The sequence below is a fragment of the Lactobacillus sp. ESL0785 genome (assembly GCF_029395455.1).
GTDB lineage: Bacteria > Bacillota > Bacilli > Lactobacillales > Lactobacillaceae > Lactobacillus.
Map to the genome: position 1 here is coordinate 1,254,825 of NZ_CP113916.1, position 17,598 is coordinate 1,272,422.

Genomic DNA, 17,598 nt, shown 5'->3' on the forward strand with positions numbered 1-17,598 from the left:
CCTTTATAGTTGTGTAGTTATGGATAATCCAGTTTCAGTTTTCACATTCAAACTGACCACTTCTTTTCCTGTTCGCTCTATAATAATTAATGCTCTACCCTGATAAGTATTACTACTCTTATTATTCAATTCTGTTATAGGTTTAGGATTTCCACTACCAACTGCTAAAATCTTTGCATTTCCTGAAACAACTTCAACAGTGAACAGGACATCTTCATCTGTTATCGTTGTTCCTTGATCATCGACTAGCTTCACATCGATATAAGATAGATTATGACTCTCATGAAAATCTAACTGATTAAATAACGTCTCAGGTTTTAATTTCAATTGTGTAGCTCCCTGAGCTGAAAGTAACTCTGTCCTTGCTAATTCCTTTCCATTATCGTAAGATACTGCAACTAATTCGCCTTTAACATAATTTGTTTCAAACAAAGTACGATAATTAACTTTCTCTCCTGCAGGCTTTCTTCCTAAACTATGACCATTTAAAAATAATTCGACTTCAGTTCCTCCGCTATAGACTTCCACAATTAATTTAGAATTTTCAGGTACATCCCATGACCAGCTTGATACGGTATCACTCAAAATCCATGGAGTTAACTGAACTTGCTTTCCATAATGATGTGGGTCCTGTACTGCAATATATGGAGCTTGACGTAAGCCAAAGACAATTTCACGATAATAAGAGATAGGTCTTCTAAAACCAATTAAGTCGAAATCACCAACATTAGAAGTTAAAATTGGAAATTTTGCACCAAAGCCACCATCACCAAAATGATAACTAGGGACGCCAACACCGGCCTCACCTAAATAGTCCCAACCAGTCCAAGTAAAGTCTCCAATTACCTGTGATAATTTCAAGACATTATTCCAATTACGAGCAATTTCTGGTGGATAAGTTTCACTGCCTACCATAATTTGATTAGGATAAGAATCACTATCTTGTTTGTATCTTGCTCCCATATAGTTATAACCAACTATATCAATTTGAGCAGCTACCTTTTTAATTTGTTTAGAAATAGCTGGATCGGTAACTATTTGATCAAGATACTTATCCATATATGTCATAAATTCATTTACATTTTGATCACTTAACTTCTTTTTTTCTTGCTTATATGTAACATTAACAATGATTTTCAACAAATCAGTTCCGACAGTGTACATACCATTAATAGCGGCAAGAGTATATCTTGTATCATCAAGTTTCTTAATCAAGCTATTGATTTGTTCGCAAATTTTCAACCCCTGATCAGTTGCAATCTCTGGAATTTCATTACCAATAGAATACAAAATAACGCTAGGATGATTAAAGTCCTTTTTAGCCATTGCTGCTACGTCGTTATGCCAATCAGAAGAAAAATTAAGGCTATAATCATAATCAGATTTACTTCGATTCCACATATCAAAAGTTTCATCCAAAATATACATTCCTAATTCATCACAAGCACGAAGAAGTGCTGGTGCAGCCGGTTGATGAGCCATTCTAATAGCATTAAAGCCAGCTTTTTTCAGTAAGTATATCTGACGATAAGAATTTTTTTGTAATGTCATAGAACCCAGTAAACCACTGTCATGATGAATTGCAGCACCTCTTAACTTAACTGAGTTTCCATTAACTGCAAGTCCATTAATGGGATCTAAAGTTAATTGCCTGATACCTGTAACTACTTTTTCTTCATCAGCCAAATCATTATTTTCTAATAATCTAAAGTCCACTGTATATAGGTTCGGATGTTCCGCATCCCATAATTTAGGTTGATTAACATACAATCGCTGTCTTAAATTTCGCTTTTCATTGGCAAACAGGACTACTTGAGATTCTTCCTTGGTAACTACTTTGTTTTCGTTATCATAGACAATTGTTTGTAAACAAAACTCATTCTTATATCCTGTATTATTAATCGTTATCTCTGCTTGCAAAGTAGCAAGTGAATTCGTAATTGATCTTGTCTTAACAAAAATATTATCAGAGCAAATATAAGTACTACCACTAGTTAATAAATAAACGTCACGATAAATACCAGCTCCAGAATACCAACGACTGTTGGGCTCTGCACCTGATTTGGTCACGACACGTATTTCATTATGCTTATCAAAGTTTAAATAATCATTTAAATAAACATAGAAATTCGAATAGCCATAATGATTTTGACCTGCTAACTGACCATTAACAAAAACTTGAGCATCTTTATATACTCCCTCGAAATTCAAAATAAAATTTTGATTAATTTGATTTTGTGTAACAAATAGGTCTTTCGTATAAACAAAAGTTCCGCCATCATAATAGCCTGTATTCCCACCGTTACTACTATTCTTATTTCGTTTACCCATTATCATTGCATCATGTGGTAGCGTAACTTTTTGTGCATTATCTGGAGTTGTCCAAACTAACGAAAACGAATTTTTATCTTCCCAAAAATACCAATCTTTATTCCAATTTTCTTTTTTCATTGAAATGTACTTCTTTCATAACAAAAAGTGTGCTTTAAACGCACACTTTTATTTACTTGATTTTTTCTTGCATTTTTTCAAAATCGCTTTTTTCTGGTAAATCAAGGGCAAAATATTTTTCCAACCATTTAGTACACAAAGTCGTCCATTGACCAACTTTTGGATTTATTTGTGACTTTGCTTCGGCAACCGCTTGAGTACCTAAACTTAATCCATGACCACCTTCACCAAAAATATGAATTTCATAAGGAACTTTATGTTCTGCTAATACTTTTGCTAAGTTTAAAGAATTAATTGGCGTAACCAAAGGGTCAGTAGCAGTCGTCCAGATAAAGAACGGAGGTGTATCAGTATCGACATGATCAACAGGACTCACTTTCCATTCTGTTTCCTCATCAGGAAATTCTTGACCCAAAAAGGCAACATTTGAAGCTTTCATAAATGCATAATCCATTGGTGAGTTCTTTTTAGCTTTTACATCCTGATCCAATAAATGATAATCAGTAATCGCATAGCCTAAAATTGTGGCTGCTGGACGTAATTCTTTTGCAGTAGCTCCCAAGTAATCAGTCAGAACTGGCTCATTAAACACAGTTGAATACAATGCTGCAACATGGCCGCCTGCTGAAAAGCCACACACTCCGATTCTTTTAGAATCAATGTGCCATTTTTCAGCATTCTTCCTTATCAGCAACATTGACTGTCCTAATTCTCGTATTTGTTTCGGATATTGTGATTCTTTCTTTTCTGGTAATGGCTTAGATAAATCTGGCATAGCTAAACTACCTTTAGCATAAGTTGTATATCTAAGTACAAAAGTATGGTAACCCTGATTAGCAAAATACATTGCAACAGGTTCAGCTTCACGATCAGAACAACTAAAATATCCTCCTCCTGGACAAATAATTAATGCTGGCCGTGGTGTTCCTTTAAGCATTTCATGTGAATCATCTAATAAATATGCTGTTAAAGTAACATCAGGATTATTTTTATTTAAATTAAATTTTTTAATTTGCATAATTTTACCTCACAATAATTAGATTTTTTAATTTGCTCGTTTAGCAATTTGATTACCAAATCTTGTAACAAAGAGAATTGCTGCCACAGCAATAGAAATACAAATTCCAAAGATAAAAGAATTGAATCCTGGTTGAATTTTAATTGCTGCAAGCATCAAAGGAACAATCATTCCTGCAATAGATGAAACCAATGTATTAATTGAAATTGCCACAGTAAAGTGTTTTTGATCAGCTAAAGTTGACAATTCGAATGGAACAGTGGCATTAACCATCACAATTCCCATACCTGAAAACATATTTCCTAAAACATGCATAACTACGTTAGTAGAGAAAATAATGCAAGCAAAAGAAAGTGCAAAAGCAATGAATCCCCAGGCAATAGTATCATTTTTAGTAAGTTTTCTTATATAAGTGAGTACAGCCGCAGTTATAATCCCTCCGATATTACCAACAGCTATAACAGTTGCTGTATAAGCAGTACCTTTACCTTGACTAGCGAGGCAAATAGATTGATTAGCTAAAAAAGTCATCATTGCAATTGATAAGAAGAACGTTATTAAGTAAATAAAATAAACAAAGGGATCTAAACTCTTCAAAAGTGAAAATACACTTTCTTTATTACCACTATTTTCAGTTTTACTTTGGTCCAACTTTTTATCTTTAGGAATTAAAACGTATGCAATTACAAAAATAATTAATCCTATTCCATAAACCCAAAATAGATTACGCCAATTTGTCCCACCAAGCATACCACCTAAAAATGTAAACAACATCATACCTATATTGTTTGCACCAGCTGACCAACCCATAACGGTTGCACGATCTTCACCATCAAAGTTTTCCTGAATCAAAACTGGAACAACATTACTAATTACACCTGTACCAAAACCCAGCAAAACCATACATGCTAAAATCAAATTTAAGCTATTGCTATATAAGGCAGGAATTAAACCTGCAATCGCAGTTATTGCAACTGAAATTACACCCATGTTCTTTCGTGTAAATCTAAAAGCAAGCCAACTAAAAAATGCAGTCGCAATAATTTGTCCTAACTGTGGAATTGAGCCTATTAATTGAACCTTAGAAATTGGTTCTCTTGGAAATGATTTTGCAATTGCAGCTATTGCAGAGCCAGCTGTTGATGTCGACATTAACATTAAATTCATGCTCAGCATACCAACTGCAGCAGTTAATTTCTTCTTTTCCATTTTATCTCCTTTTTGTTTACGCTTTCAACGACAAATTAAGTTTATTATTTTAATTTGTAGATAGCTATATTCAAAAATCAGAGATAATCTATTCATTTCCCAGATTCATTTTAAATCTTAATCACATAAATAATTAAAAAGTACGGCATTATATATGCCACTAAAGCCGTTAACAGAGCTATTTTTTAATTTCTTTTCGATACTCAGCCGGTGACATACCAAAATATTTTTTAAAAATCTTATAAAAGTATGATGGATTTTCATAACCAACTTTATTAGAAATTTTTGCTATAGACGCATTTGTATAGCTTAAATACCTTGCTGCTACATTCACTCGTTGCAAATGAACTAAATTGATAAATGTTTTCCCGGTGTGCTTTTGCAAATAATCAGACAAATAATTGGGATTAAAGCCAAAATTATCTGCCATTTTTGTAAGAGTGATGTCCTTATAATTTCTTTCAATATATAGCAATAATGAAAGAAGATTGTTCTTTTGGCGCTGATTACTTTTTACCTTGATATCAGAGTAATTGACTTGACGAATTAAGCGAGAAAACAAAGTCAACATTTCCAGTTTAATAATTTGATCTGATTGAATCTCTGGAAAATAGTATTCGCCAATAATGTCATAAACTAAGTCGACTATCTTTTGATTATGATTTATTTCAAATAAGCTGTAACGCCCTTCCCCATACTCTTCATCCGATAATAAAGAAAAAAGCAAGTTTGAAATTGCCGAACTACTCTCTTTTGCTTGCAAAAAATTCAGTTCATTTAAAGAAAAAGCCGAGGCTTTTAAAGCTATGTTTATAACAATTCCCTTCTTGCTAATTGGTTTAACCTGATGAATTGTCTGGTTACCCATGAAAATAATATCCTCTTGCTTAACTTTAATCTTAGTATGCTCTAAAACAATCTCACAGTCTTCAACTAGTGGAATCATAATTTCCACATAATCATGGATATGAAAAGGAATAAATGATTCAACTGGTTGAAGAGAGATAGTAATTGCACTACTATTCAAAATTAAATCATCCGAATACGTATCATAAAATTGATATACTGGCTCGCAATCTATCATTCGTACTCTATGAGCTATTTTCCCATTATCTTTAATTTCTGCAAAAACATCATCCCAGCTTCGCTGATGATTTTTTGTACGTAAATAATTAATTAGCTTATTAGTCAAATTTTTCCCTCTTAGCCATACTATAAATCTGTGAAATAAACACAGTTCTTGTGTTTTTTAACGATAGCATACTATTAAACAGTAAGATAAACTAAACCTAAATTCAATAATTATTAAACAATGGATAGAGGTAAACTATGACAGATTTAACTAAAAAGCCTTACAATTTAACCACTGAACAAATTGAATTTGTTCAAAAAAAAGTTGCAAGCATGACAATGGATGCTAAGATAGGTCAGTTGTTTTTCGTAATTGGTCAAGATGAAGATACAACTAATCTAAAGGACTTCATCAATAAATATCAACCAGGTGGAATTATGTATCGACCTGATAAAGCTAAAAAATTACAGCATGAAATTGAAACCATTCAAAAAGAAAGTGAAATTCCACTATTTATTTCTGCTAATCTTGAAGCTGGTGGTAATGGCTTAATCAGTGAAGGCACTTGGTTTGCTCGCCCAATGCAGGCAGCTGCAACTAATGATCCGCAATCAGCTTATAATCTTGGCGATGTTTCTGGATATGAAGCCAAACAAGTTGGTGGAAATATGTCATTTTCGCCAATTGTTGATCTTGATGAGAATTTTCGTAATCCCATTATGAACACACGTACTTTTGGCAGTAATGAAGACACTGTTATCAAAATGGCTGACGCAGAAATTAACGGTTTGAAAAACAATAATATTATTCCTGTCGCTAAACACTTCCCTGGTGATGGTGTTGATGAGCGTGATCAACACTTACTCAGTTCAATTAATTCTTTATCCGCTGAAGACTGGATGGAATCTTATGGTCAAATTTATCATCATTTAATCGAAAATGGCCTGCCAAGTATCATGATTGCTCACATCATGCAGCCTGCTTGGGAACGAAAATTAGAGCCAGGAATTGAAGACAAGGATTTACGGCCAGCCACTACTTCCAAATTGCTGATTAATGGTTTATTACGTAAAGTTTTAAAATTTAATGGTTTAACAATTACTGATGCAACTCCAATGATTGGTTACAATGCCATCATGCCTCGTTCCAAAGCTCTGCCAACAACAATTAACGCTGGAATTGACATGATTTTATTCAATAAAAACATTGATGAAGATTATCAATTTATCAAAGATGCAGTAAATGACGGTACTCTTTCAGTAAAGCGAATAGATGAAGCAGTCACACGAATAATCGCCACCAAAGTTGCCCAAAAAGTAATGAATACCAACTGCGAATTACTTGAACCAGTACCAGCTAAGTTTGATCTGAAATTGGCTGAACATGAAAAGCTTGCTGCTGAAGTTGCTAGAAAATCTGTAACTTTAGTTAAAGATAGGGACCAAATTCTGCCTATCACTCCTCAAAAATATCCACGCTTACGCCTTGTTGTCTTAGGCGATACTGATGATGGTGGCTTTAAAGAAGGCGGCCAAGTAACTGCTAAGTTCAAGAAAAAGTTGGAAGCACTTGGATTTCAAGTTTCAGTATTTGACCGAAAAAATTTAGACTTTTATGAAGTGTTTGAAGGCGGTCTGCAAGACGAAAAGAACAAATTCGACCTTGCCTTATACATTGCAAATGTGGAAACGGCTAGCAATCAAACCACAACCAGAATTGATTGGATTCACCTAATGGCAGCTGATGCACCTTGGTTTATGCGCAGCATTCCAACTGTCTTTGTATCAATGTGCAATCCATATCACCTGTTCGATATTCCAATGGTTTCGACTTATATCAATGCTTATACTGGAAATGATGTGACCATCGATGCGGTTTTACGGAAATTAATGGGTAAAGAAAAATTCTTGGGTCATAATCCTGTTGATCCATTCTGCGGTCGCTTTGAAACCAGACTATAAAAGAAAATGTGATAGGAAATGCAAATTTTAGAAATTTCAATCAATCATATGCATGAACCAATTGGTTTTGATTTTGGCAATAGTATTCGAATAGAATTTAGCGCTGAAGTTGAAAACAAAGTTGATTCGGTTCAAAAAAGATTAATTATTAAAACAGATAGTCCTATTTTTGATTCATCTTGGCAAAGTTACGACAATAATGTTTTTGATGAGACTATCCCCTTAAAGCCTCGCACTCGCTACACAGTAACCGTTCAATTAAAGCAAGCCGATAAAATTAGCGAAGGTTCAACATTTTTTGAAACAGGAAAAATGTCTGAAATTTTTAAAGGTAAATGGATTGGTAACTCAAACAGTAATTTACAAAATACACTATTGCGGAAACATTTTAAAATTGAAAAACCAATTAAAAGTACTCGATTATACATTACTGGTCTTGGTTTATATGAAGCCTACCTTAATGGTAAAAAAATTGGTAATGAATTTCTTGCTCCTGGTGTAACAGCCTATGATAAATTAATCCAAGTCCAAACTTACGATATCGACAATCTTGTAACTAATAACTTACAGCAAGAACTGCTAATTTCTCTTGGTGATGGCTGGTATAAAGGAAATTTTGGCTTCGATGGTGGTAAAGATAATATTTACGGCTCAAGACAAATGGCATTAGCTGAACTACACATTAACTACCAAGATGGTACAAGTGATGTGATACTAAGCAACCATTCATGGCAAACAACTGCTGGGAAGATCACTAAATCCGCAATTTATTATGGTGAAGATTATGATGACAGAATCGCCATTACTAATTGGCAACCAGCAGTAGAAATTGATCATTCATTTGCACCTTTGCATGATCGCCTAAGTTTGCCAATTAAGAGTCATGAATTTTTACCAGTTAAGAAAATTATCCATACTCCAAAAGGAGAAACTGTTTTAGACTTTGGTCAGAACCATGCAGGTTGGCCAGAATTCTTAAATCACGAACCTACTGGAACAACTGTTAAATTGCAAATGGGAGAAATATTGCAAAACGGTAACTTCTATCGCGACAATTTACGTGAGGCCAGAGCTAGTTTCGTTTATACATCGGATGGCAAAGAAAAATGGGTGCGGCCTCACTTTACTTACTATGGTTATCGCTATGTCAAAGTTACGGGATTGACTAAACCGATTTCTGCAGCTGATTTTCGCTCAAATGTTATGTACTCTGACATGAAAATCACTGGCGGCATTATTACAAATAATTCAAAAGTTAATCGTTTGTTTCAAAATGTTCTTTGGGGACAAAAGAGCAACTTTATGGATGTACCAACAGACTGCCCTCAACGTGATGAACGCTTAGGCTGGTCTGGAGATGCGGATGTCTTTTCAGAAACAGCTGTTTTAAACATGAACAGTTATGCTTTCTTTAAAAAATATGCTAAAGATATGCTGATTGAACAAAACGAACATCATGGTATGCTAACAATGTACGCCCCAGCTATGGGTGCCAATGATGGTGGTGCTGCCGTTTGGGGCGATGCCGCTACTATTATTCCGTGGACAGCATATTTATCTACTGGTGATCCTGCAATTTTAAGACAAAATTATTCAGGAATGAAAGCATGGGTTGACTGGATTAATGCTCACAGTTCAACATCAAACCTATGGACTGGTCAATTTCAATTTGGAGATTGGCTTTCACTAGATGGTGAAAATCCTGCACTTCCAACTGGCAAAACAGATGAGGACTTTATTGCTTCAGTATATTACTATTATTCAACCTTAATTGTCTCCAAAACAGCTAAAATACTTAAACTCAAAACAGACGAAGCTGATAAATATTTAGCAAAGGCTAAAAAAATAAAGGAAGCAATTCGTAAAGAATACATTACTCTAAATGGTCGGTTAGCAATTGATACCCAAACTGCTTACGCATTAGCTCTATACTTTAATTTAGTTCCAGAAGACCAAAAGAAGCGAGTAGTAACTGACTTGATTACTAGACTAGATAAAGATAATAATCATCTTAAAACAGGCTTTGTTGGTACGCCAATAATTTGTCAGGTCTTATCAGATAATGGGTATCATAAACTGGCAACGCAAATTTTCTTAAATGAAGATTTTCCAAGTTGGTTATATGCAGTTAACTTAGGAGCAACGACAGTTTGGGAAAGATGGAATTCTGTATTACCTGATGGTTCAATGAATCCTGAAGGAATGAATTCGTTAAATCATTACTCCATTGGGGCAATTATGCAGTGGGCATACAAATATGTTTTGGGACTTAGAGAACAAACAAATGGTTATCAAAATGTCCTGCTTTCACCACAATTTGACTATCGCTTAAAACATGTTATTGGCTTTTATGAAAGCTCTTATGGTCAATTAAAAGTAGATTATCAATTGGAAACTGACGAAAATCATACCGTAAAAATGAGACTTGAAGTTCCGTTTGGACAAACAGTTAATTTAAAGTTACCTAACTATCAAGAAGGTAGTATTAAAGTTAATGGATTAAAGAAGAATGACGAGTTAACTTTAACAAACGGTATATTTAATATCACTTTTATACCTCAAAATAGCTATATTGAATATTATACTTTAAATATGCCAGTTAAATTATTAATGAGTGATTCAGAGTTACTTACACAGCTGACACCAATTAATTCAGTATTTTTATTTCTTAAAGACAAGACAAACTTAGATAATTTGGGTTCAATGTCATTAAAACAACTAGATACCATGCTACCCTTTATTAATATTTCCGATACTGACTTCAGTAAAATTGAACAGATATTAAATCAAACACCATTACCAGAAGAAAGGAAGTTTTTGCATGAAAGGCGTTCTCTTTGATTTAGACGGCGTTATTGCCGATACATCAATTTATCATTTTCAAGCATGGCGTAAACTAATTAAGGATCACTTTTCATTAAACTTACCTAATGAATTGGAACAACAAACTAAAGGTGTTAGTCGAGCAGATTCCTTAAAAGCTATCCTGAATTTTTTAAATATTAATGTTAGCAAAGAACAATTTGAGCAATTAGCCGCTGAAAAAAATCAAACATATCAAAAGTTACTAAACAACTTAACTCCAAAAGATATTTTACCTGGAATCCAAAAATTAATTAATGATTTTAAGAGCCATGATGTCAAGCTTTCTCTTGCTTCTGCAAGTTTAAATGCTCCTTTAATTTTAGAAAAATTAGATTTACGGCAAGATTTCGATGCAATAGCTAACCCAAATGAAGTTAAACTTGGAAAACCTGCACCAGATATTTTTCTTCAAGCTGCAAAAGAAATTGACGTGCAGCCAAAAGATTGCGTTGGCATTGAAGATTCGATTGCCGGAATTAATGCAATCAATAGTGCTGGCAGCTTATCAATTGGTGTAGGGGAAAAGGAAGAATTAAATAAAGCAAAATTATTATTTCCAACAACAGCAGACTTAAATTACAGCCAAATCGAAATGGCTTGGGAACAGGCATCAGCCAAATTAGATAATTTTGAATAACAAAAAAGACGAAGAAGTTAAGTATTTCCTCGTCTTTTTTAATTTGTTTTTATTCTAACATACTCTTAGCATATGGTAATTCTAACGATGGGTCTGCATTCAATGTTAAATCTGCAAATTGACCTTCATTATACAAATTATAAGCCGCTGCACCAATCATTGCTGCATTATCACCACACAACTTAAGACTAGGTAAAATTACTTTAGGCGCCATTTTTGATGGTAATGCCGCAATTTCGTGCTGCATGCGGTCACGCAAGCCAAGATTAGCAGCCACACCGCCTCCCATAATAAAGGTCTTAGGCTGATACTGCTTAATTGCCCGTATAGTTTTATGAGCCAAAACATCTACAACTGCTGCTTGAAAACTTGCAGCTAAATCATACTTATTCAACTCCTGATGAATTTGGTCAGCATGATGACAAGTATTGATAAACGCACTCTTTAATCCAGAAAAAGAAAAATCATAATCATTATCTTCCATCATTGCCCGGGGGAAGTTAAAAGTATCTTGACCTTGATGGGCCCATTCATCAATTGTTTTACCCGCTGGGTACTTTACGCCGAGAACTCGACCAATCTTATCATAAGCTTCACCAGCGGCATCATCGCGCGTATCACCTACAATTTCAAAATGAGTTGGATCCTTTAATAGAACAATTTCGGTATGCCCACCTGAAACTTGCAGAGCCAAAGCTGGATACGTAATCTCATCTGTTAACTGTGCAGCCATAATGTGCCCCATAATATGGTCAACGCCGATTAGCGGAATTCCAGTTGCCATTGATACTGCCTTAGCCGCACTAACGCCAATTAATAACGCGCCAACAAGTCCAGGACCATAAGTTACAGCAATCGCATCAATATCATTCCAATTTATATTTGCTTCAACTAAGGCTTCTGTCGTAATCTGACTAATTACTTCAATGTGATGACGACTAGCGACTTCTGGCACTACACCGCCAAAGCGCTGGTGACTTTTAATTTGAGTAGCAACTATTAAACTCTCAATCTCACGACCATTTTTAATTACTGCAGTTGAAGTTTCATCACAGGAACTTTCATAAGCTAAAATACGAATATCTTTTTGTTTATTCAAAACTTAATCCCTTTCTTTTTCCGTTCTGGCAGCATTTTCAACACCAGCAAACCATTCTTTACTACCTCTTGATCGCAATTAATACGGCCAACGAATTGATCTCAAAAATAATTAATATTTTTAAACTTCTTCTACATAATTACTGTCTGGTGCAAATGGTTGTCCCGTCTTCTTATGCCAATCTACTTCGGCTTGAGTACGGCGTAAATATCGTGGCAGCAGTTGATCAGGAGCAGTTGGTTCTGCAGTTACTGCTAACTTGCCAATTAAGCCAGCGTGAATGATATTTTGCTCATCTGTACCATAACTGAACGATGCCGGTAATTGTTTAAGTAATTCTTCCTGCTTAGTAAAACCTGAACCAATAAAAACAACTTTAGCTATTTCATTAGTAACCAAATACTCTTTAACTGCAGCCAATAAAGCTGTAATCTGATAATGACCATCGGCAATTACATTAACAGGTTGCCCGTTTTGATTAAGGTAAGCTCCAGCAAAGTAATTATCATTGCGCGCATCAATTCCCGCTACAATTAATGTATCCTTATCTTCGCAGCTTGCAGCTAATGCCTGCAGAGTTGAAATGCCAACAACATCCTTATGCAAAATACTGGCAAACATTTTAACAGTAGTAATCCCAATCCGCAATCCCGTATAAGATCCTGGCCCAATTGCAACAGCAAAACGATCAATATCTTTTAATTGCAAATTATTAGCTGCTAAGATTTCAGTAATTAACGGATCAAGATGCTCACTATGATTACGCTCATCTTGTTCGCCTTTTTCTATGATCACTGTCTGGCCGTCATTCAACGCGACACTCAAATGATTAGTTGCCGTTGATACACTTAATATTTTCATTTCAAATTACTTTTCCCTTTTTAAAAAATCTACTTTCTTATTTTAACACGAGAAAGAGCTTGCAAAACAAAGTAGGTTACAAACATTTGCATCCAAGGAACAATTAGTTCCTTAGCTCCTCGCTGCAGCAATGCTGCCTTGAAGTCTAAGCCATATAAAAGATGTAGCCATAATGTGTTCAAGCCCAAATTAATAATCACCGTTACCATAATAGTAGCAACGACAATCCGCCCAATTTTAATCGGTTGCCGATAAAGTAATAGCCCATAAATCACCGGTCCCAGCATTGCACTCACCGTAAAACCGGCAAAAAAGCCACCTTGATTACCAAAAAAAGCGGAAGAAACTAAATCACCGATACCACCACCAACAGCTCCCCAGATAGGGCCAAACAAATATCCTAGCAGCACATTACCGATAAAATCCAGACTAATATGAACGACTTGTGTGCCAATACTAAACTGTTTAAGAATAATTTTCATTGCTACAACCATCCCTAATAGAATTAGATCCCGCAATTGTAGTTTGAAAGTTTCTTTTGAAATCATTGGCCTGCACTTCCTCTCATTAAAAAAGCATGACGACCAGCCATGCTCAATTAATTATATTATATTTGCCGCCAAGTTAGTTCACAAACGGCTCTAGAATTGCCTGCCTCATCTTCAATTAGATGAAATGACTTAATACCGTCCTCATTATCCTCTAACTGAACACAGGCAAACGGTTTTTGCCCATATGTTACTTCCTGATTAAATTTAATCTCAATTGTTTGTACTAAGTGCTGTTGCAAAAATTCTCGCGGTAAAGTATCAATAAACCAGCTAAAATAATGACCGTTCGTCATATGGTGATTAGTATCAAGGTCATCATAGCGAACACGATACTGCTGCTTGGTTTGATATTCTTTTTGTGGCCGCAAACGAGGGAAACGTGGTAATTTTTTAAGTAGTGGTATCCCTAGTTCGGTCATCATTTTTTCATCAGTAGCTACCATTTTACGCTTTTTCAAATCAAACAGTACCCATTCACTCTTAACCTTAATTAGTTCGTTACCTTGATTATCGCTAAAAGTAAAATCACGATATTCCAAAAAACGATTATAACCAACAGCATTTGTTGTCACTGTTATCTGATCATTAGGCTGCGGCAAATTTGTCACCTCAATATGATATTGGGTAACCACCCAGCCCAAACCACGTGCAGTCAAGGCATTAGTACTCGCATCTCCCTTGCTAAGTTGATGTTCTGATACACTCATCATCAAATCAACCATTGCTGGCAATTTCAAATGTTGGTTTTCATCACATTCATAAAATTCAATGTGCTTTTGTTCACTATACTTCATTTAATGCCCTCCTATTTTTGATGGTACTGATCATAAAGTTCATTTTTAGACACATTATTATTTTTAGCCACTTCCTTAATTGCCGACTTTTTAGTTTCGCCTTTAGCAACTAGCTCATCAACTAGCTTAATCAGCTCTGGCCAAGTTAATTGCTTCGGTGTTGCTGTACTTGGTGACACCAACATTACGAATTCACCTCGAGGTGTATTCACAGTAAAATAATCAAATAATTCACTAACTGTTCCCCGAATAAATTCTTCGTGAATTTTAGTTAATTCTCGTGCGGCAACAATTTGCCTATCTGCTGCCAAAACTGTACTCATATTTTTTAAGGTTTTAACCAATCTATGCGGTGCTTCATAAAAAATCGACGTTGCATGAGCAATATTCATCTGTTCAAAGTACGGCTTCTGTTCACTTACCTTGCGCGGTAAAAAACCATAGTAAGTAAATGGTTGCGCATCAAACCCCGATGCAATCAAAGCCGTTGTAAACGCCGATGGTCCCGGAAGTGGCACAACTGGAATATCATGTTTAATGCACTCCTGCACTAAAATATAACCTGGATCAGAAATCACAGGCATCCCCGCATCACTGATTTCAGCAATTACAGCCCCCTCCTGCATCAATTTTACTAATTCAGGTGCGCGCTCTTTAGAATTATATTTATGAAAAGACAGCATCCGATTATGAACACCAATTTTTTCTAATAAAATCCCACTGGTACGTGTATCTTCAGCTGCAATATAGTCTGCATTAGTTAAAATCTTCTGTGCCCGAATTGTAATATCTTCTAAATTACCAATCGGTGTTGGTACTAAATAAAGCTTGCCCTGATCTTGAGCATAACTACTTTGCCGCTGCATATTATCCGTCCTTTAATGTACTTTCTTTTTTTCACCAAAATTATCAAGAATGTCTAAGCAAAACATGCAATCTGAACTTGGGTCACGGTGCGATCCATAATACATATTACAAATGTGATAACCCGAATTATATATTTGCCGCAGTGATTCAAGCCCACTCTGCGTCTTAATCGCACTATTATGCGTATTTGCACTCGTCATCTTATCCATTTTTTCACGTAATAACTGATTTTCAACTTTAAGCTCGGTATTTTCTTTTAATGTATCTAAGATATCATTTTCCAGGCTTTCAATTGTCTTAGTCATTTTAACCATTGAATCATGGAGCTGTTGTAATTTTGAATATGAATCCACCATCAAACCACCTACCGTTTCCATTGCAGAGCAAGATAATCCAATAAATTGCGAAAACTAACATTGCTAAACCGCATTTTGTCAATTTGCACTAAATCTTTCAGCATCTTAGCTCCAACTACCTGATTATCATTGCTTAATTCTGCTTGCGCTTTCATTTTTAATAATAATAAAACATAATTCTGACTTACCTTGCTCTTAGCTAATTCTGCCAACTTATGCGCACTAACTACTGCTAAGGAATTATCTTCCAGCATTTCTTGATAAAAATATTTAACCAATTGGTCTAAATTACGCGTATCATTTAGCTCTGCTATTTCATCATTAGTAAAGCCATTTTGAATTAACAGGGACGTCTTGTCATCAACTTGCTCAGCGTTGTTAAAATTAATAATTTGCGTTCTTGAACGAACTGTCGGCAAAATTTGATCTGCATTATTGGTAATTAAAACCGTCACTACCGGAGCAACTGGTTCCTCTAATAAGTTGAGCAAAGCATTAGCTGCAGATAAAGTTAGTTTTTGTGCCTCATTAATAATGAAAAACCGACAACTGCTTTGCACTGGGCTCTTAGCTAGTTCTTCTTTTAGCGGTCGAATTTGATCAATGCCCAAGCTTTGCTTACCCTCTGTTGTCACAAGTAAAACATCGGGATGATTACCCGAGATAATTTGCCGGCAATTTTGACATGTGCCATCAGGACGTTTTTCACCTGTACAATTAAATAAGCAAGCAAGCCAATAAGCAGTATTCACTGCTTGTTCCTCATCACCAGCAACAAACAAATAACTATGTGCCAATTGTTTGCGCGTAAATGCCCGCGCTAAAAAGGCTGCTTCTTTAGCGCCCTTTTTTGTAATATCGATTGTCATTAAAATTGCTTAAACTCTTCCACAGGCAACACAAAGCAAGTTGCGCCACCAACCGTAATCTTAATGGGTTGGCTACTTATATCAAAACCGGTCATAACCATATTCGGATTCATATATTCCTCACGTGATTTGGATTCTGTCTTAATCAGCCGCAATACTTCCTGCACATGTTCATTATCGATTCCGACAATAAAGGTAGTGTTGCCTTGACTAAGAAAGCCACCGGTTGTCGCCAACTTAGTTGCCCGAATATTTTCCCGAATAAAGGCGTGCTGTAACCGACTAGCATCCTCTCTTTGAACAATTGCAATTATTAACTTCATCTAAATCAGTCCTTTAGCAATTCTGGTGGTAAATGGTTTGCGATAATTTTAACACAATCGGCAACAACCTGATCAAGCGAACGTTCAGCATCAACCACCTGAATTCGCTCATGATCTTGCTCATTAACCTGCTGGTAACCTTGATAAACTCGTTGATGAAAAGTTAATTTTTCTTGTTCTAAGCGATCCTCTTGACCAGAGCGATCTTTAGCAATTCTAGCGAGGCCAACTTCTGGTCGCACATCTAAAAAGAGCGTCAAATCAGGGGCAATACCACTAGTGGCAAAATCATTAATCTGTTTAACCGCCGCAATTCCTAAATTACGACCCATGCCTTGATAAGCTAATGAACTATCAACAAACCGATCAGAAAAAACAACCTTGCCAGCTGCCAACGCCGGAATAATCGTTTCCGCCATATGTTGACTTCTAGAAGCGGCATAAAGCAACGCTTCAGTTTTAGCTGTCAACTTGTCATTTTTTGGATCCAAAATAAACTGGCGAATCTGCTCCGCAATTTTTGAGCCACCAGGTTCGCGCGTCACAAGATATTGTGTTGCTAATTTTGGTGCGATTTTAGCAGCAACCTGCGCAATAACTGTGCTTTTACCGGCCCCATCAGGACCTTCAAAACTAATGAAGTAACTTCCCATAAAAACTCTCCT

General features: G+C 35.6%; 16 protein-coding genes. 3 read left to right on the forward strand and 13 right to left on the reverse strand.

Features of this window, described 5'->3' with window-relative positions; translation table 11 throughout:
- Nucleotides 1–3: 3 nt before the first annotated feature.
- The 4 genes from OZY43_RS05940 to OZY43_RS05955 form a co-directional block, all read right to left on the reverse strand.
- Nucleotides 4–2,451, reverse strand: a complete 2,448-nt coding sequence (locus OZY43_RS05940) for a glycoside hydrolase family 2 TIM barrel-domain containing protein (RefSeq protein ID WP_277164146.1) — start codon at nt 2,449–2,451, stop codon at nt 4–6.
- Between the two features lie 52 nt (nt 2,452–2,503).
- Complete coding sequence (locus OZY43_RS05945) at nt 2,504–3,469, reverse strand: alpha/beta hydrolase (RefSeq protein WP_277164147.1); 966 nt, start codon at nt 3,467–3,469, stop codon at nt 2,504–2,506.
- A gap of 27 nt (nt 3,470–3,496) precedes the next feature.
- Nucleotides 3,497–4,678, reverse strand: coding sequence for an MFS transporter (locus OZY43_RS05950; RefSeq protein ID WP_277164148.1), 1,182 nt, complete (start codon nt 4,676–4,678; stop codon nt 3,497–3,499).
- A 178-nt stretch (nt 4,679–4,856) separates the two neighbouring features.
- Nucleotides 4,857–5,870 (reverse strand): AraC family transcriptional regulator, encoded by a 1,014-nt coding sequence (locus OZY43_RS05955; protein ID WP_277164149.1) that lies wholly within the window; start codon nt 5,868–5,870, stop codon nt 4,857–4,859.
- A gap of 137 nt (nt 5,871–6,007) precedes the next feature.
- Here OZY43_RS05955 and OZY43_RS05960 point away from each other — a divergent pair, with 137 nt between their 5' ends.
- From OZY43_RS05960 to pgmB, 3 genes are read left to right on the forward strand one after another with little or no spacing between them, the layout of a single operon-like run.
- Nucleotides 6,008–7,711 carry a glycoside hydrolase family 3 N-terminal domain-containing protein gene (locus OZY43_RS05960; protein ID WP_277164150.1) on the forward strand — a complete coding sequence of 568 codons (1,704 nt, stop codon included), beginning with the start codon at nt 6,008–6,010 and terminating at the stop codon, nt 7,709–7,711.
- 18 nt (nt 7,712–7,729) lie between these two features.
- Nucleotides 7,730–10,552 (forward strand): alpha-L-rhamnosidase, encoded by a 2,823-nt coding sequence (locus tag OZY43_RS05965; RefSeq protein ID WP_277164151.1) that lies wholly within the window; start codon nt 7,730–7,732, stop codon nt 10,550–10,552.
- On the forward strand, nt 10,533–11,213 hold the full coding sequence (pgmB, locus tag OZY43_RS05970; protein ID WP_277164152.1) for a beta-phosphoglucomutase: 681 nt from the start codon (nt 10,533–10,535) through the stop codon (nt 11,211–11,213). The genes OZY43_RS05965 and pgmB overlap by 20 nt, the downstream gene beginning before the upstream one ends.
- Nucleotides 11,214–11,262: 49 nt before the next feature.
- On the opposite strand, the gene tsaD is transcribed toward pgmB, so the two are convergent.
- The 9 genes from tsaD to tmk all read right to left on the reverse strand — a co-directional run bounded on the left by tsaD (nt 11,263) and on the right by tmk (nt 17,586).
- Nucleotides 11,263–12,312, reverse strand: a complete 1,050-nt coding sequence (tsaD, locus tag OZY43_RS05975; RefSeq protein ID WP_277164153.1) for a tRNA (adenosine(37)-N6)-threonylcarbamoyltransferase complex transferase subunit TsaD — start codon at nt 12,310–12,312, stop codon at nt 11,263–11,265.
- Nucleotides 12,313–12,432: 120 nt separating this feature from the next.
- Nucleotides 12,433–13,173, reverse strand: coding sequence for a tRNA (adenosine(37)-N6)-threonylcarbamoyltransferase complex dimerization subunit type 1 TsaB (gene tsaB, locus OZY43_RS05980; RefSeq protein WP_277164154.1), 741 nt, complete (start codon nt 13,171–13,173; stop codon nt 12,433–12,435).
- Between the two features lie 29 nt (nt 13,174–13,202).
- The gene (locus OZY43_RS05985) at nt 13,203–13,721 is read right to left on the reverse strand and encodes a folate family ECF transporter S component (protein ID WP_277164155.1); all 519 of its coding nucleotides are present in this window, start codon (nt 13,719–13,721) and stop codon (nt 13,203–13,205) included.
- A 59-nt stretch (nt 13,722–13,780) separates the two neighbouring features.
- Nucleotides 13,781–14,518 carry an acyl-ACP thioesterase domain-containing protein gene (locus OZY43_RS05990; RefSeq protein ID WP_277164156.1) on the reverse strand — a complete coding sequence of 246 codons (738 nt, stop codon included), beginning with the start codon at nt 14,516–14,518 and terminating at the stop codon, nt 13,781–13,783.
- Between the two features lie 11 nt (nt 14,519–14,529).
- The gene (rsmI, locus tag OZY43_RS05995; RefSeq protein ID WP_277164157.1) at nt 14,530–15,384 is read right to left on the reverse strand and encodes a 16S rRNA (cytidine(1402)-2'-O)-methyltransferase; all 855 of its coding nucleotides are present in this window, start codon (nt 15,382–15,384) and stop codon (nt 14,530–14,532) included.
- A 12-nt stretch (nt 15,385–15,396) separates the two neighbouring features.
- Entirely contained in the window at nt 15,397–15,738 is a 342-nt protein-coding gene (gene yabA / locus OZY43_RS06000; protein WP_277166376.1) for a DNA replication initiation control protein YabA, read from the reverse strand.
- A gap of 11 nt (nt 15,739–15,749) precedes the next feature.
- Nucleotides 15,750–16,610, reverse strand: a complete 861-nt coding sequence (locus tag OZY43_RS06005) for a DNA polymerase III subunit delta (protein WP_277164158.1) — start codon at nt 16,608–16,610, stop codon at nt 15,750–15,752.
- Nucleotides 16,610–16,933, reverse strand: a complete 324-nt coding sequence (locus OZY43_RS06010) for a cyclic-di-AMP receptor (RefSeq protein WP_277164159.1) — start codon at nt 16,931–16,933, stop codon at nt 16,610–16,612. The genes OZY43_RS06005 and OZY43_RS06010 overlap by 1 nt, the downstream gene beginning before the upstream one ends.
- Before the next feature lie 5 nt (nt 16,934–16,938).
- A complete protein-coding gene (gene tmk, locus OZY43_RS06015) occupies nt 16,939–17,586 on the reverse strand; it encodes a dTMP kinase (RefSeq protein ID WP_277164160.1) in 648 nt (215 codons plus the stop codon).
- Between the last annotated feature and the right edge of the window lie 12 nt (nt 17,587–17,598).

Bases quoted from the DNA above. Each gene is read 5' to 3' on its own strand.
- OZY43_RS05985 (WP_277164155.1), bottom strand. From the start codon at position 13,721: ATGATTTCAAAAGAAACTTTCAAACTACAATTGCGGGATCTAATTCTA.
- OZY43_RS05950 (WP_277164148.1), bottom strand. From the start codon at position 4,678: ATGGAAAAGAAGAAATTAACTGCTGCAGTTGGTATGCTGAGCATGAAT.
- OZY43_RS05940 (WP_277164146.1), bottom strand. From the start codon at position 2,451: ATGAAAAAAGAAAATTGGAATAAAGATTGGTATTTTTGGGAAGATAAA.
- rsmI (WP_277164157.1), bottom strand. From the start codon at position 15,384: ATGCAGCGGCAAAGTAGTTATGCTCAAGATCAGGGCAAGCTTTATTTA.
- OZY43_RS05965 (WP_277164151.1), top strand. From the start codon at position 7,730: ATGCAAATTTTAGAAATTTCAATCAATCATATGCATGAACCAATTGGT.
- OZY43_RS05960 (WP_277164150.1), top strand. From the start codon at position 6,008: ATGACAGATTTAACTAAAAAGCCTTACAATTTAACCACTGAACAAATT.
- pgmB (WP_277164152.1), top strand. From the start codon at position 10,533: ATGAAAGGCGTTCTCTTTGATTTAGACGGCGTTATTGCCGATACATCA.
- OZY43_RS06010 (WP_277164159.1), bottom strand. From the start codon at position 16,933: ATGAAGTTAATAATTGCAATTGTTCAAAGAGAGGATGCTAGTCGGTTA.
- OZY43_RS06005 (WP_277164158.1), bottom strand. From the start codon at position 16,610: ATGACAATCGATATTACAAAAAAGGGCGCTAAAGAAGCAGCCTTTTTA.
- tmk (WP_277164160.1), bottom strand. From the start codon at position 17,586: ATGGGAAGTTACTTCATTAGTTTTGAAGGTCCTGATGGGGCCGGTAAA.
- OZY43_RS05990 (WP_277164156.1), bottom strand. From the start codon at position 14,518: ATGAAGTATAGTGAACAAAAGCACATTGAATTTTATGAATGTGATGAA.
- tsaB (WP_277164154.1), bottom strand. From the start codon at position 13,173: ATGAAAATATTAAGTGTATCAACGGCAACTAATCATTTGAGTGTCGCG.
- OZY43_RS05945 (WP_277164147.1), bottom strand. From the start codon at position 3,469: ATGCAAATTAAAAAATTTAATTTAAATAAAAATAATCCTGATGTTACT.